Genomic DNA, 15,549 nt, shown 5'->3' with positions numbered 1-15,549 from the left:
ATATACTATCTAGCTATTTGTATTACTCTTGTTTCTCTAATTACTGTTATTTTTATTTGACCTGGATAAGTCATTTCATTTTTTATTTTTTCCGTTATATTATAAGATAGTTGAAAAGTTTCTTCATCATTAATTTTATTACTTTCAACGATTACTCTTAATTCTCTTCCAGCTTTAATAGCAAAAGCTTTATTTACCCCATAAAAACTAAGAGCAATATCTTCCAAATTTTTTAATCTTTTTGAATAAGATTCAAAAGAATTTTTTCTTATGCCAGGACGTGATCCACTAATAGAATCTGATATTTGTATTATTGGAGATATTAAAGTTTTCATTTCTATCTCATCATGATGAGATCCAATAGCATTACATACTATTGTATTTTCTCCATATTTTTCAGCCCATCGCATTCCTAAAATAGCATGGGGTAATTCAGGTTCTGATTCAGGAATTTTTCCTATATCATGTAAAAATCCTGCTCTTTTCGCTAATTTAGTATCTAATCCTAATTCTGATGATAATATAGATGCTAAATTAGCAACTTCACGAGAGTGTTGTAATAAATTTTGTCCATAAGAAGATCTATACTTCATTTTGCCTATCATTTTTATCAATTTTGGATGAATATTATGTATCCCCAAATCAATTATATTTTTTTTACCTATTTCTATTATTTCCTCTTCAATTTGTTTTTTTGTTTTTGAAACAATTTCTTCAATTTTTGTAGGATTGATTCTACCATCTATAACTAATTTAGTTAGAGATAATCTTGCTATTTCTCTACGTATTGGATTAAAACAAGATAGAAGTATTACTTCTGGAGTATCATCAATTATAATTTCTACTCCTGTTGCTTTTTCCAAAGCCTTTATATTTCGACCTTCTCTTCCAATAACACGTCCTTTTACATCATCAGATTCTATATTTAGAATAGAAACTGAATTTTCTACAGTGGGTTCTATACCTAGTCTTTGAATAGCTTGAATTATAATTTTTTTTGCTTCTTTTTTTGCAATTAATTGTGACTCTTCAATAATATTTTGTATATGAGATTGAGCTTGTATTTTAGCATTTCCTATAATAGTTTTAAATAATTCGTTTTTAGCACGTTTTGAAGAAAAATTTGATAATCTCTCAAGAATTTTTATCTGTTTATAATATAAATTTTTAATTTTTTCTTCTCTTTTTTTTAAAATTTTTATATTGTAGTTATAAACATGAATATTTGACTCTAATTTATTTTTTTTTTTATAGAAAATTTCTATTTTTTTATAAAGTCTATTTTCTTTTGCTTTAATTTTATTTTCTATTTCAATTATTCTTTTTTCTTTAAAAAAAATATTTCTTTCGTATCTTGATTTAAGTTCAAAAAATTTTTTTTTTGCATGAATAATTTTTATTCTTTTTATATATTCACCTTTTTCATTAGCATTTTTTATTATTTTTTCTGATTTATTAACAGCTTTTTTTAAAAATTTTATATATTTTTTAAATATAATTTTTTTCCATAAAAAATAACATGTAATAATTCCGATGAAAAACCCCATAAAAGCCGAAATTCCAACATTTATTTTCATATTTATTCAATATTAAATAAAAATAAAATAGATATTTTAAAATATTTAAAATTTAAAAAATTTTTGTAAAAAGTTAATTTAAATTTAATTTATATGTGTTATTAAATTTAAATAAAAATAAATTCATATAATATATAGAAATGATTTACAATAATTTTAAATAAAAAAATGAAAAAAGTATATTTAGATAATGCTTCATCAACTCCTATTAGAAATGAAGTAATAAAGGTTATGATAGATACTTTAAAATATACATTTGGTAATCCATCTTCTTTACAACATAGTTATGGAAGAAAAGCAAGATCTTTAATAGAAGAATCTAGAATATCTATAGCTAATACAATAAATTCTGATCCTAGTGAAATTATTTTTACATCTGGAGGAACTGAGGCAAATGAATTAGTATTTAAATTTTCTATACAATATTTAAATATTAAACATATTTTAACTTCTAAAATAGAACATTTTTCCGTTTTAAATTCAATTTCTAATTTTTCTAAATTATATAATATACCTGTAAGTTTTATTCAATTTGATAAAAATGGAATTATTGATTTAAATCATATGAATTTCTTAATGAAAAAATTTCATTCATGTTCGGGGAAAATTTTAGTTAGTTTAATGTATGTAAATAATGAAATTGGAAATATTTTAAATACAAAATCAGTTATTGAATTATGTAATAAATATAATTCTTATTTTCATTCCGATACTATTCAGTTTATAGGTAATTTTCTTGTTAATATGAAAAAATTACAAGTAGACTTTATTACTGCAAGTGCCCACAAATTTTATGGGCCAAAAGGAATAGGTTTTGTTGTTATAAAAAAAAATATTTTAAATAAAATTAAATTTTCAGTTTCAATAAATAATCAAGAACATGGTATTCGTTTAGGTACTGAAAATATATCAGGAATAGTAGGTGCATCAAAAGCATTACAATTATCTTATAACAACTTTGTTGATCATATAAAAAAAATTAAAGAATTAAAATATTATTGTATTTTACAATTAGAAAAGCTTATTCCATCTTTAATATTTAATGGATTGTCTAAAGATTTTAATAGAAGTAGTCATGCAATATTAAATTTTTTATATCCTATATCAAAAATAGATTATTTACTTTATTTTAAATTAGATTTAATGGGAATTTCTGTATCTAAAGGTAGTTCTTGTAAAAGTTCTAAAAAAAAAATTTCCCATGTTATTCAACATATTACAGATAAAGTTTTTTTGAAAAAAATGATGCCTATTAGAATATCTTTTGGAATATTTAATGAAAAAAAAGATATAGATTTGCTTATAGAATCTTTAAAAAAGATTAGAAAATTTTTTAACAAAAAATAAAAAATAAATTAAGTGAATATAAGTTGTTTAAACATTTTTCAATCTTCTATTGGAAAAAAAATATTAATGGCATTTACTGGAATATTTCTTATGATTTTTTTATTATTACATCTAAGTGTTAATTTATTTCTTTTTTTAGGAGAAACAGCTTTTAATGAAGCAGTTTTTTTTATGAGAAAAAATATTATCATTCGAATAATGGAGTATTTTCTTGCTTCCGGATTTTTTATCCATATTTTTATGGGAATAAAATTATCTATTAAAAATAATATATCTAAAGGAAATATAAATTTTAAATATTTAAATTTTAATTCTATAATTAATAACTTTATTAATAGTAAAATGATTATTACAGGAATATTGATTTTATGTTTTTTGATATTGCATTTGATAAATTTTTCATTTCCTATGAAATATTCTAACAATATTTCAGATTATTATATAGTAACTTCATTATTTAAAAATCCATTTTATACATCTATATATATATTTTCTTTTATAATTTTAGGAATTCATTTAAATCATGGATTTCAATCATCTTTTCAATCTTTAGGATTATCTGGAAAAAAAAATATAATTTGGATAAAAAGATTAGGATGTTTTTATTTTTGTTTTATTTGTATTGGATTTTCTTCAATTGCTATTTGGTTTTTTTTTAATTAATGAAATTAATTAAATGCACAAAAAAAATACATCAATTTTAAATTCAAAGATCCCAAAAGGAGATTTACATGAAAAATGGAAAAATTGTAAATCATATTTAAAAAAAATATCACCTAATAATAGAAACAACATAGAAATAATTGTAGTTGGAACTGGATTAGCTGGAGGATCTGCATCTGCAACTTTAGCTGAATTAGGTTATAAAATAAAATCATTTTGTTATCAAGATTCTCCAAGAAGGGCTCATTCTGTTGCAGCTCAAGGAGGAATTAATGCATCAAAAAACTATAAAGTTGATAATGACTCAGTTTATCAATTATTTTATGATACAATAAAGGGTGGTGATTTTAGATCAAGAGAATCTAATGTATATCGTTTATCTGAAATATCTTCTTATATAATAGATCAATGTGTAGCTCAAGGAGTACCATTTGCACGTGATTATGCTGGTTATCTTGATACCAGATCTTTTGGTGGAACAAAAGTTTCAAGAACTTTTTATTCTAAAGGACAAACTGGACAACAACTTTTATTAGCTTGTTATTCTGCTATGTCTAGGCAAATAGGAAAAGGAAGAATTAAAATGTATAGTAGATATGAGATGTTAGATTTAGTAATTGTGGATGGATGTGCTAGAGGAATAATTGCAAGAAACTTATTAACTGGAAAAATAGAAAGACATATATCACATGCCGTGGTTATAGCTTCAGGAGGATATGGAAATATATTTTTTTTATCTACTAATGCTATGGGTTCTAATGCTAGTTCTGCATGGAAAGTTCATAAAAAAGGAGGATATTTTGCTAATCCATGTTTTACACAAATACATCCAACATGTATACCTATACATGGTAGTTATCAATCAAAATTAACATTAATGTCTGAATCATTACGTAATGATGGAAGAATATGGGTCCCGATAAAAATAAAAGATTCAATTTTAATACGAAAAGGAAAGAAGAAAGCATCAGATATAACTGAAAATGAAAGAGATTATTTTTTAGAAAGACGTTACCCTTCTTTTGGAAATCTAGTACCAAGAGATGTTGCTTCAAGAGCAGCTAAAGAACGTTGTGATAAAGGATATGGTATAGAAAATAATGAAACAAAAGAAGGAGTGTTTTTAGATTTTGAACAGTCTATGATAAAATATGGAAAAGAAAGAGCAAATGAATTAAATATGGATTTAAATAAATTAACTAATTTAGAATTAAAAAATATTGGTAAAAAAATAATAAATACAAAATATGGTAATTTATTTCATATGTATGAAAGAATTACTAATGATAATCCATATAATAGCCCTATGAAAATTTACCCTGCAGTTCATTATACAATGGGTGGAATATGGGTAGATTATAATTTAATGTCTACTATTCCTGGATGTTTTTCAATAGGAGAATCTAATTTTTCAGATCATGGAGCAAATAGATTAGGAGCATCAGCATTGATGCAAGGATTAGCAGACGGATACTTTATTCTTCCTTATACAATTACTGATTATTTATCAAAATATGTAAATCATAAAGATAAATTAACAATAAAAAATAATGAATTTATAAAATCGGAAAAAGAAATAAAAAATGTTATTAAAAAATTAATTAGAAAAAAAGGAAAAAAATCTGTAGATTTTTTTCATAAAAAACTTGGAAATATTATGTGGAAATATGTTGGAATGACAAGAAGTTTTGATGGATTAATAAAATCCATAAAATACATAAAAGAAATTCGTAATGAGTTTTGGAAAAACGTTATAGTACCTGGAAATGAAGTAGAAAACGGAATTAATAATGAATTAGAAAAAGCTATTAGATTATCTGATTTTTTAGAGTTAGGTGAATTAATGGCAATGGATGCCTTAAAAAGAAATGAATCTTGTGGTAGTCATTTTAGAGAAGAATATCAAACAAAAGATGGAGAAGCATTACGTGATGATAAAAGATATAAAAACGTTTCAGCATGGGAATATTCATCTAATAAAAAAATTAGCGAAGAAATTATGCATAAAGAAAATCTAGATTTTAAATTTATTAAAATGGAATCAAGATCTTATAAATAATTATTTTATGGATAATTTACTTAATTTCAAGTTAAAAATTTGGAGACAAAAAAATAATATAGAAATAGGAAAGTTTAAAACATATAAAGTTTATAATATATCACCTAATAGTTCTTTTTTAGAAATGTTGGATATAGTGAATAATAATATAATAACTTCTAAAAAAGAAGATCCTATATCATTTGATCATGATTGTAGAGAAGGAATCTGTGGAATGTGTTCATTATATATAAATGGAAGAGCTCATGGTCCTGATAGTTTAACTACTACTTGTCAAGTATATATGCGTAATTTTATTAATAATGAAACTATATGGATAGAACCATGGAGAGCAACATCTTTTCCTATTATTAAGGACCTTATTGTTGATAGATCATCTTTTGATAGAATTATTATGTCAGGAGGTTTTATTTCTGTAAATACTTTTGGAAATACAGTAGACGGAAATAATATTTTAATATCTAAAGATGATGCAGAAAAATCTTTTAATGCCGCTTCTTGTATTGGTTGTGGAGCATGTGTCGCTTCATGTAAAAATGGATCTGCGATGTTATTTGTTTCATCAAAAATTGCACACTTATCTATGTTACCCCAAGGTAAAATAGAAAGAAAAAAAAGAGTATTAAATATGGTTAACAAAATGGATGAAGAAGGATTTGGAAGTTGTACAAATACAAAAACTTGTGAAACTGAGTGTCCTAAAGGAATATCTACTGAACATATTTCTATTTTAAATAAAGAATATATCCTTTCATTTTTTTGATTATTAATCATTTTTATTTATGGAATACTTAGATTTTGAAAAACCAATACAAGAGATTAGAAAACAATATATTAATTGTCTAATTATAGAAAAAAAAAGTGGAATAGACATGAAAAATATTTGTAATCAATTAAAATGTAAAATGGAAAAAACAATAAAAAAAATACACAGTAATTTAACTCCTTGGCAACGTGTTCAATTATCTAGACATCCTGATAGACCTTATACATTAGATTATGTACAATATATAACAAAAAAATCATTTATAGAATTACATGGAGATCGTAATTTTAGTGATGATAAGGCAATAATAGGAGGATTTGGAAAAATAGATGAAACTACTTTTATGATTATAGGAACTCAAAAAGGTAGAAATATTAAAGATAGACAATATAGAAGGTTTGGAATGCCTAATCCAGAAGGATACAGAAAAGCGTTACGTCTTATGAAATTATCAGAAAAATTTAGAAAACCTATTATTACATTTATTGATACTCCTGGAGCATTTCCAGGAATTGAGGCAGAGAAAAGAGGACAGGGAGAAGCAATAGGAAAAAATATATATGAAATGATGTGTTTAAAAGTACCTATTATTGTATTAATTATTGGAGAAGGTGCTAGTGGTGGAGCATTAGGTATAGGAATAGGTGATAAGGTTTCTATGATGGAAAATTCTTGGTATTCTGTAATCTCTCCAGAGAGTTGCTCTACAATACTTTGGGGAAATTGGGATAAAAAAGAAGAATATGCGTCTTCATTAAAATTAACATCAGAAAAAATGTATGAATTAAATCTTATAGATGATATAATTAAGGAACCTTTAGGTGGAGCTCACTTTTTTCCTGAAAAAGCTTTTAGAATAGTAAAAAAAAAAATAATAAAATATCATAATGAATTATCTAAAATAGATATAGAATCAATTATTAGATATAGAAAAAATAAATACTTATCTATGGGAATTTTTAATGAATAAAAATGAATAAAAAAGAATTATATTTTATATGGATATTAATAAAGAATCTGAAGAAAAAATACCTCCTAGATCATTGGAATTAGAAGAGGCAGTTATAGGTGCAATGATTATAGATAAAAAAGGATTAAGTAAAGTTATTGATACATTATTTCCTGATATTTTTTATAGAAAAGAACATAAATATATATATTTAGCTATACGAAAATTATATGATAATTCAAATCCAGTTGATTTATATACTGTTTTAAATGAACTACGTGTAAGTGGAAAATTAGATTATATAGGTGGTGAATATTATTTAATAAAATTAACACAGAAAGTTGTATCATCTGCACATATAGAGTATCACAGTAGAATAATTCTTAAAAAATTTATTTTAAGGAAATTGATTAACATTTTTTCTGGAGTTATAACAAAATGTTATGAAGAAAATAATGATGTTTTATCTTTAATAGATTATGCAGAATCAAAAATTTTCGATGTTAATCAAAAATATTTAGTAAAAAAAAAATATGAAACTACTAATTATCTTGTAAAAAAAGTTATTGAAAAAATAAAAAAAACAAAGAATAAAGGAATTAGTGGAATATCAGGAATATCATCTGGATTTAATAGGTTAGATTATATGACGTCTGGATGGCAAAATTCAGATTTAATTATTATAGCATCTAGACCAGGAATGGGAAAAACTACATTTATGTTATCTATGGTTAGAAATATTTCAGTTAAACATAAAATTCCTGTTATTATTTTTTCATTAGAAATGTCATCAGTTCAGTTAATTACAAAGTTAATTTCATCAGAAACAGAAATATCGTCAGAAAAAATTAAAAAGGCTGATTTATCAGAATTAGAATGGAATTCATTAATGAAAAAAACAGAAAGATTAAAAGATGCCCCTATATTTATAGATGATACTCCTTCTCTAGATATTTTTAATTTGAGAACTAAATCTAGGTATTTAATTGCTAAATATAATATAAAATTGATATTAATAGATTATATACAACTAATGGGATCAAAATCTGGATTAAAATTTCAAAATAGAGAACAAGAAATATCTATTATTTCTAGAAATTTAAAATCTATATCTAAAGAATTAAATATTCCCATAATAGCATTATCTCAATTATCTAGAGCAGTTGAAACTAGAGGTGGAAGTAAAAGGCCATTATTATCTGATTTAAGAGAATCTGGGGCTCTTGAACAAGATGCCGACATAGTTATGTTTATATATAGACCAGAATATTATGGATTTAAAGTATGGGATTATGACGATAAAAAAAATGATTCATGCATTGGAGAAGCAGAAATAATTATTTCTAAACATAGGAATGGGGGGTTAGGAAGATTTAGATTAAAATTTATAAGTGATAAATCTAAGTTCATAAATATTGAAGAAAAAAAAACTATTCCATTAGTTTGGGAAGAGGATTATAAGAAAAATGTTATTGATTATGAAAGAAAAAAAGATAACATAGTTAATAAACCATATAATGTTTATAATGACGAAAATTTTATTGATTTAGACGATGATGATGTTAATTATTAAACTTAAATAATAAAAATAAAATATATTTTTGTTAAAAAATATTAATAATATTTGTGGTACTTATTAAATCTTCATCTGGAATAAGAGGTATTTTAGGAGGAAAAAAAGAAAATTCTTTTTCTCCTACAGAAGTAATTAAATTTTCTTCTGGATATATTTTTTTAATAAAAAAAAAAAATAAAAAAAAAAATAATAATTATAAAATAATATTAGGTAGAGACGGTAGATCCTCTTCTATTTTATTCCATAATTTAATTATGGTAACTATTCAATTTCTTGGTTTTAATGTAGTAGATATTGGATTATCTACTACACCAACAGTAGGTATAGCTATTATAGAAGAAAAATCTGATGGAGGTATTATGATTACAGCAAGTCATAATAAACAAAATTGGAATGGACTAAAATTTTTTAATTCTAATGGAGAATTTTTATCAGAAAAAAACTTTAATGAATTGCTAAAAATTGTTGAAAAAAATAATTTTAATTTTGTATCTAATAAAAATTTAGGGAAGATTATTTATAAAAAATGTTACATACAAAAACATATAAATAAAATTTTATCTATACCTATTATAAATAATAATATAAATAATTTAAGAAAATATAAATTAAGGGTATTAGTAGATGGTATAAATTCAACTGGTGGAATAGCTGTTCCAATACTTTTAAAAAAATTAGGTATTGATGTAATAAAAGTTAATTGTAATATTGATGGAAATTTTGTTCATAATCCTGAACCAATTAAAAAAAATCTAAAAGAAATTTGTAAAATTGTTCCAAAAGTTGGTGCTGACTTTGGAATATCAGTTGATCCAGATGTAGATAGAGTAGTATTTATATGTGAAAATGGAGAATTTTTTGGAGAAGAATATACTTTAATATCTATTGTAGATTTCATTTTAAAAAATGAATCAGGACCTGTAGTTTCTACATTATCATCTTCACATGCATTAAAAGACATTTGTATTAAAAATAATGTTAAACTTTATTATTCTTCTATAGGAGAGGCAAATGTTGTAAAAAAAATGAAAGAATATAATGCTATAATTGGTGGTGAAGGAAATGGAGGTATTATTTATCCTAAAATACGTTATGGAAGAGATGCCTTGATTGGAATCGCATTATTAATAACTCATTTATATAAATTAAAATGTACTTCTTTATATAAACTAAAAAAAACATATCCTATTTATTTTATGTCTAAAAAAACAGTTAATTTATCATTTAATTATAATTTTTTTTTAAAAAAAATAAAGAAAAAATATATTAAAAATAATATAGACTGTAATGATGGTATAAAAATTTATTTTCCAAATAATGAATGGATTCACGTTAGAAAATCTAAAACTGAAAATATTATAAGGATATATTCAGAAAGTCCTATCTCAAATAATAGATCCAATTTATTAACTAAAGAAATTATAAACGAAATAAAAAAAAATATATAATGTCACAAAATATTATAAAATATGTAGAAGAAAAATTTATACCAAAAAATGATATTCCTTTATTCAATTCTGGAGACACTATAACTGTATTTTTTGAAATTAAAGAAGGTGATAAAAAAAGAATTCAATCATTTAAGGGTATAGTAATAAAAAAACAAGGAAAAAGATTAACAAAAACATTTACTATAAGAAAAATAAGTATGGGAATCTCTGTAGAGAGAATATTTATAATTAATCAACCAAATATAAAAAAAATAGAAATAAATAAATATGGAAAAGTAAGAAGATCTAAAATATATTATATAAGATATTTAAAAGGTAAAAAGGCAAGAATAAAAAGTTAATAAAAAAAAAGCAAAAAGAAGGAATATATTTAATTAGTAAATACTTCGTAAATACGAATAATTATTTCCTTTTTTTGCTTAATTTTAGTCAATTACTTGTTACCTTTTTCGTTATCTTCAGAAGTTGTTGTTTTTTCTTTTTCAGATCCTATACTACCATTATTATTCTCTTCATTATTTTTTGAAGAATCTTCATTGTTTGAATTTGCAGGTGGAGTGTTTGTAGAAGATGTTGAATCTGTTTGATTTTCTCCGCCATTAGAAGATTTATCTTCTTCTGTTGTAGAAGGATTATTTTCATTGTTTTTATTTTTATTATTACAACTAATAGTAAATAAAAATGTAGCTAACAAGATTGTTGTAAAAGCAATTCTTAATTTTTTCATCATAATCAAATAATATTTCAATTGTTACACATACTGGACAAATTTATATAAAAATTTGAAATGAAAAAATATATAATTATTTGTGTTTTTTTATATAATAATAAATTAAATTATAATTTTTATTCTTTTAATTGAAAATAAGAATGTTACAATTTAATTTTCTTTAAAAAAAGTTGTTTAATAAAACAAAAAAAAATTATGTCTTTAAATAAAAAGATTCTAAAAGAAGCATTGACATTTGATGATGTTTTACTTATTCCATCTTATTCTTCTATTCTTCCATCAGAAGTATCTCTTAAAACATCTATAACTTCTGATATTACTTTAAATATACCTATATTAAGTTCCGCTATGGATACAGTAACGGAATCTTCTCTAGCAATTTCTATTGCTAGAGAAGGTGGTCTTGGCATAATCCATAAAAATATGGATATAGAAAATCAAACAAAAGAAGTTTATAAAGTTAAAAGATATGAAAATGGAATTATAGATGATCCTATTACTTTATATAAGAATTCTACATTAAAACATGCTAAAGATCTCATGATGAAGTACAGAATTTCAGGATTACCTGTTATAGAAAAAGATAATTATTTATTAGGAATAATTACAAAAAGGGATATTAAGTATAGAATAAATTTAGACACTTCCGTAGAAGATATTATGACAAAAAAATTAATAACATCAACAAGAGATGTAACTATAAAAAATGCAAAGAATATCCTTCTTGAAGGAAGAATAGAGAAGCTACCTATTGTAAATGAATTTAATAAGTTAGAAGGACTAATAACTATTAAAGACATTGATAATGTTATTGAATATCCTAATGCATGCAAAGATTCAAAAGGTAAATTAAGGGTAGGAGCAGCAGTAGGAATTGATAAAGAAACCTTAAATAGAGTAGAATCTTTAATCAAAGTTAAAGTTGATTTAATAACCATAGATTCTGCTCATGGTCATTCATCTAGTATTATTAAAATAATAAAATCAATTCGTTATTTTTTTCCTGAAATACCATTATTGGTTGGAAATGTAGTAACAAAAGAAGGCGCTAAAGATTTAATAGACGCTGGTTCTTCTATTTTAAAAGTGGGAATTGGATCTGGATCTATATGTACAACAAGAATTGTGGCTGGAGTAGGAATGCCTCAAATTACAGCAATTAACGATGTTTATGAATATTCTAAAACTAGAAACATAAGTGTTATTTCTGATGGTGGTATTAGATATTCAGGAGATATTGTAAAAGCAATAGCTTCTGGAGCTAATTCAGTAATGATAGGTAGTTTATTTGCTGGAACTGATGAATCCCCTGGAGAAGAAGTGATATATCATGGAAGAAAATTTAAAACTTATGTAGGAATGGGATCTTTATTATCTATGAATAAAGGAAGTAAAGATAGATATTTTCAGTTTAATGAAAAAATTGTTCCAGAAGGTGTAGAAGCTATAGTTCCATATAAAGGAAAAATGAAAGATGTTATTTATCAAATTTGTGGTGGATTACGGTCTGGAATGGGTTATTGTGGTGTATCTAATATTAAAGAATTAATTAAGAAAGGAAAGTTTGTAAAAATTACTAATTCTGGATTAAGAGAAAGTCATCCACATAGTGTTAGAATAACAAAAGAATCTCCTAATTATTCTGGATTTTGATATAAAAATACCCGGGACGGGACTCGAACCCGTATGATCAAAATGATCACAGGATTTTAAGTCCTGTGTGTCTACCAATTCCACCACCCGGATAAAAATAAGCGAGAAACGGGATTCGAACCCGTGACTCCGACCTTGGCAAGGTCGTACTCTACCAGCTGAGTTATTCTCGCTTTATAAAACAAATCTAATTCAAAAAGATTTTTATAGCAAATAATTAAATTAATTATTATTTATTTAATATTATTTTTATTATTTTTATTGCAATATTTTTACTATATAAGGAATTTATATCTTTTATGTCTTTTATATAAGAAAAAACTTTTTTTATAGTATTACTATTTTTAGTAATTTTTTTTAAAATTGTATTTGCTCTATCAATTATTTTTTTAGGCATACCTGACATTTTAGCGACATGTATTCCTAAACTATGACTTGTTACTCCTGGTTTTAATGTTCTTATAAAAATAATTTTATTATTATATTTTTTTACGGATATATGATAATTTTTTACTCTTTCTAAAGATAAATAAATATTATTTAGTTCATGATAATGAGTAGCAAATAAAGTAAATGGTTTTAATTTACTTTCATGTAAAAATTCAATAATAGATTGAGCTATTGAAATACCATCATTGGTACTTGTTCCTCTTCCTATCTCATCTAAAATAATAAAACTATTTTTAGTTATATTATTTAATATATTAGAAGTTTCATTCATTTCAACCATAAACGTTGATTCTCCTAATGAAATATTATCAGATGATCCAATTCTACTAAAAATTTTATCTATTATTCCTATTTTAGTATTTTTATCAGCAGGAATAAAACTTCCAATATGCGACATTAATATTATAATAGCAGTTTGTCTTAAAATTGCGGATTTACCTGACATATTAGGGCCAGTTATAATAATAATTTGTTGATTATTTTTATTAAGTTTAATATTATTTGGTATATAACAATTTTTTAAAAAAAAATTTCTTTCTATAACTGGATGTCTACCATTAATAATATCTAATTTATTAGATTTACTTATAAAAGGCATTGAATAATTATTTTCTAATGCAGATAATGAAAAAGAACATAAAATATCTAATTCAGATATTATTTTTGAATTATTTTGTATTTTTTTTATATATGTTAATATATTTTTTATCAAATTTTTAAATATAAATTTTTCTATAATAAAAATATTTTTTTCAGCATTAATAATATTAGATTCATAATTTATTAATTCTTTACTACTATATCTAATAGAATTAGATAGAATTTGTTTTTGAATCCAATATGATGGAATTTTTTTTTTATACTTTTTATTTATTTCAAATAAATATCCAAATGTATTATTATAAACTACTTTAATTTTTTTTATACCTATTTTAGATTGTTCTTTAATACAAAGATTTTCTAAATGTTCTTTTTGAAAAAAATATAACTTACGAAAGTTATCTAATTTTTTAGAAACTCCTTCCTTTATAAAAAAATCTTTTCCTTTATTAATTTTATAATTTGAATTAATATCAATTATATCGTTAATATATATATGTATGTAACTACAATCTTGTATAAGATTTATAATTGACTTAATTTTTTTTATTTTTTCAGGTAATTTTATTTTTTTTAATTTTTCTATAGAGTTTATTGATTTATCTAAAACTAATATTTCTTTTGGATTAGTTTTTCCCATAACAATCCTTGATATTATTCTATCTATATCACGAATAGATTTAAGTTTATTAATAATAAACATGCGTATATCATTATATATACATAATTCTTTTACTGAAAAAAGTCTATCATTTATATGATCAATATTTGTTAAGGGGAATAAAATCCAATTTTTTAATAATCTTCCACCCATTGGAGTAATAGTATTGTCTATTATATCCAATAATGATTTTCCATTTTTATTTAATGGTTTAAATATTTCTAAATTTTTGAATGTATAATCATCTATGTGTATAAAATTTTTTTTTTCTATCCTATGTATAGTAGATATATGTTGAATGTTTATATGATGAGAGTCATGTACATAAGATAATATTGAACCTGCAGAAATTATTCCTACTTTCATGTCATTAATTCCAAATCCTTTTAAAGAATTTGTTTTAAAATGTGATATTAATTTTTCATATGAAAATTGATAATTAAACAACCAATCATTCATTAAAAATTTTGAATATATTATATGTTTTAATAATTTTTCAAAAAAAAATCTTTGTTTTTTTTGAAAAATTATTTCATTTGGTTGAAAATTTTTTATGTATTGAAATATGTTTTTTTCGTTATCTTCTACTATAAAAAATTCTCCAGTAGAAATATCTAAAAAACTTAATCCAAAAATATTTTTTTCCATATGAATAGATGCTAAAAAATTATTTGATTTACTTTCTAATAAATTATCATCTATATTAATTCCTGGAGTAATTAATTCTACTACACCTCTTTTTACAATGTTTTTATTATTATTATGTTCTTCTAGTTGATTGCAAATTGCTACTCTATAACCATTACGTATTAGTTTAGGTAAATAATTATTTAAAGAATGACAAGGAAATCCAGCTAAATGTGTTATGTATTTAGATCGTTTTGTTAAAATTATATTTAATATATTAGAACATATAATTGCATCTTTTCCAAAAGTTTCATAAAAATCTCCAACTTGAAATAATAAAATAGCATTTGGATATTTATTTTTTATATTATTATATTGTTTAATTAATGGAGTTTCTTCTTTTTTATTATTATCGTTTTTATTCATTATTAATATATATT

At 23.0% G+C, this 15,549-nt stretch carries 12 protein-coding genes and 2 tRNA genes; 9 read left to right on the top strand and 5 right to left on the bottom strand.

The annotated features are described in order from the left end of the window. Positions 1-5: 5 nt before the first annotated feature. Positions 6-1,577, bottom strand: coding sequence for a ribonuclease Y (rny, locus tag H0H34_RS02270; RefSeq protein WP_185873203.1), 1,572 nt, complete (start codon positions 1,575-1,577; stop codon positions 6-8). 168 nt (positions 1,578-1,745) lie between these two features. Between rny and H0H34_RS02265 the strand changes: the two genes are divergently transcribed. From H0H34_RS02265 to rplS, 8 genes are all read left to right on the top strand, one after another. After that, the gene (locus tag H0H34_RS02265; RefSeq protein WP_185873202.1) at positions 1,746-2,924 is read left to right on the top strand and encodes a cysteine desulfurase family protein; all 1,179 of its coding nucleotides are present in this window, start codon (positions 1,746-1,748) and stop codon (positions 2,922-2,924) included. Between the two features lie 66 nt (positions 2,925-2,990). Further along, entirely contained in the window at positions 2,991-3,587 is a 597-nt protein-coding gene (locus tag H0H34_RS02260; RefSeq protein WP_185873581.1) for a succinate dehydrogenase cytochrome b subunit, read from the top strand. A 13-nt stretch (positions 3,588-3,600) separates the two neighbouring features. Further along, positions 3,601-5,646 carry a fumarate reductase/succinate dehydrogenase flavoprotein subunit gene (locus tag H0H34_RS02255; RefSeq protein WP_185873201.1) on the top strand — a complete coding sequence of 682 codons (2,046 nt, stop codon included), beginning with the start codon at positions 3,601-3,603 and terminating at the stop codon, positions 5,644-5,646. 7 nt (positions 5,647-5,653) lie between these two features. Then, complete coding sequence (locus H0H34_RS02250; RefSeq protein ID WP_185873200.1) at positions 5,654-6,409, top strand: succinate dehydrogenase/fumarate reductase iron-sulfur subunit; 756 nt, start codon at positions 5,654-5,656, stop codon at positions 6,407-6,409. Between the two features lie 19 nt (positions 6,410-6,428). Continuing rightward, positions 6,429-7,382: an acetyl-CoA carboxylase carboxyltransferase subunit alpha gene (locus tag H0H34_RS02245; protein ID WP_185873199.1), complete on the top strand. Its 954-nt coding sequence runs from the start codon at positions 6,429-6,431 to the stop codon at positions 7,380-7,382. A 28-nt stretch (positions 7,383-7,410) separates the two neighbouring features. After that, positions 7,411-8,934, top strand: a complete 1,524-nt coding sequence (gene dnaB / locus H0H34_RS02240) for a replicative DNA helicase (protein WP_185873198.1) — start codon at positions 7,411-7,413, stop codon at positions 8,932-8,934. Between the two features lie 53 nt (positions 8,935-8,987). Further along, positions 8,988-10,385, top strand: coding sequence for a phosphohexomutase domain-containing protein (locus H0H34_RS02235; protein WP_185873197.1), 1,398 nt, complete (start codon positions 8,988-8,990; stop codon positions 10,383-10,385). Next, positions 10,385-10,729, top strand: a complete 345-nt coding sequence (rplS, locus tag H0H34_RS02230) for a 50S ribosomal protein L19 (RefSeq protein ID WP_185873196.1) — start codon at positions 10,385-10,387, stop codon at positions 10,727-10,729. The genes H0H34_RS02235 and rplS overlap by 1 nt, the downstream gene beginning before the upstream one ends. Before the next feature lie 92 nt (positions 10,730-10,821). Here the strand turns inward: rplS and H0H34_RS02225 are convergent, their stop codons facing one another. Beyond that, complete coding sequence (locus H0H34_RS02225; protein WP_185873195.1) at positions 10,822-11,118, bottom strand: hypothetical protein; 297 nt, start codon at positions 11,116-11,118, stop codon at positions 10,822-10,824. A 195-nt stretch (positions 11,119-11,313) separates the two neighbouring features. Here H0H34_RS02225 and guaB point away from each other — a divergent pair, with 195 nt between their 5' ends. Beyond that, entirely contained in the window at positions 11,314-12,771 is a 1,458-nt protein-coding gene (gene guaB / locus H0H34_RS02220; RefSeq protein WP_185873194.1) for an IMP dehydrogenase, read from the top strand. 8 nt (positions 12,772-12,779) lie between these two features. Here the strand turns inward: guaB and H0H34_RS02215 are convergent. The 3 genes from H0H34_RS02215 to mutS all read right to left on the bottom strand — a co-directional run bounded on the left by H0H34_RS02215 (position 12,780) and on the right by mutS (position 15,535). After that, positions 12,780-12,864 (bottom strand) — tRNA-Leu (locus H0H34_RS02215). A gap of 7 nt (positions 12,865-12,871) precedes the next feature. After that, positions 12,872-12,944 (bottom strand) — tRNA-Gly (locus H0H34_RS02210). Between the two features lie 56 nt (positions 12,945-13,000). Next, complete coding sequence (gene mutS / locus H0H34_RS02205) at positions 13,001-15,535, bottom strand: DNA mismatch repair protein MutS (protein ID WP_185873193.1); 2,535 nt, start codon at positions 15,533-15,535, stop codon at positions 13,001-13,003. Between the last annotated feature and the right edge of the window lie 14 nt (positions 15,536-15,549).

Origin of the sequence: Blattabacterium cuenoti (assembly GCF_014252375.1) — a bacterium.
GTDB lineage: Bacteria > Bacteroidota > Bacteroidia > Flavobacteriales > Blattabacteriaceae > Blattabacterium > Blattabacterium cuenoti_AH.
The sequence above is the reverse complement of the archived record's forward strand: the minus strand, read 5'-3'. Positions and strand labels throughout refer to the sequence as shown.

What these genes read in the sequence shown, in the direction of transcription:
- H0H34_RS02250 (WP_185873200.1), top strand. Translation starts at nt 5,654, where the DNA reads ATGGATAATTTACTTAATTTCAAGTTAAAAATTTGGAGACAAAAAAAT.
- guaB (WP_185873194.1), top strand. Translation starts at nt 11,314, where the DNA reads ATGTCTTTAAATAAAAAGATTCTAAAAGAAGCATTGACATTTGATGAT.
- rny (WP_185873203.1), bottom strand. Translation starts at nt 1,577, where the DNA reads ATGAAAATAAATGTTGGAATTTCGGCTTTTATGGGGTTTTTCATCGGA.
- H0H34_RS02245 (WP_185873199.1), top strand. Translation starts at nt 6,429, where the DNA reads ATGGAATACTTAGATTTTGAAAAACCAATACAAGAGATTAGAAAACAA.
- H0H34_RS02265 (WP_185873202.1), top strand. Translation starts at nt 1,746, where the DNA reads ATGAAAAAAGTATATTTAGATAATGCTTCATCAACTCCTATTAGAAAT.
- rplS (WP_185873196.1), top strand. Translation starts at nt 10,385, where the DNA reads ATGTCACAAAATATTATAAAATATGTAGAAGAAAAATTTATACCAAAA.
- dnaB (WP_185873198.1), top strand. Translation starts at nt 7,411, where the DNA reads ATGGATATTAATAAAGAATCTGAAGAAAAAATACCTCCTAGATCATTG.
- H0H34_RS02260 (WP_185873581.1), top strand. Translation starts at nt 2,991, where the DNA reads ATGGCATTTACTGGAATATTTCTTATGATTTTTTTATTATTACATCTA.
- mutS (WP_185873193.1), bottom strand. Translation starts at nt 15,535, where the DNA reads ATGAATAAAAACGATAATAATAAAAAAGAAGAAACTCCATTAATTAAA.
- H0H34_RS02225 (WP_185873195.1), bottom strand. Translation starts at nt 11,118, where the DNA reads ATGATGAAAAAATTAAGAATTGCTTTTACAACAATCTTGTTAGCTACA.
- H0H34_RS02255 (WP_185873201.1), top strand. Translation starts at nt 3,601, where the DNA reads ATGCACAAAAAAAATACATCAATTTTAAATTCAAAGATCCCAAAAGGA.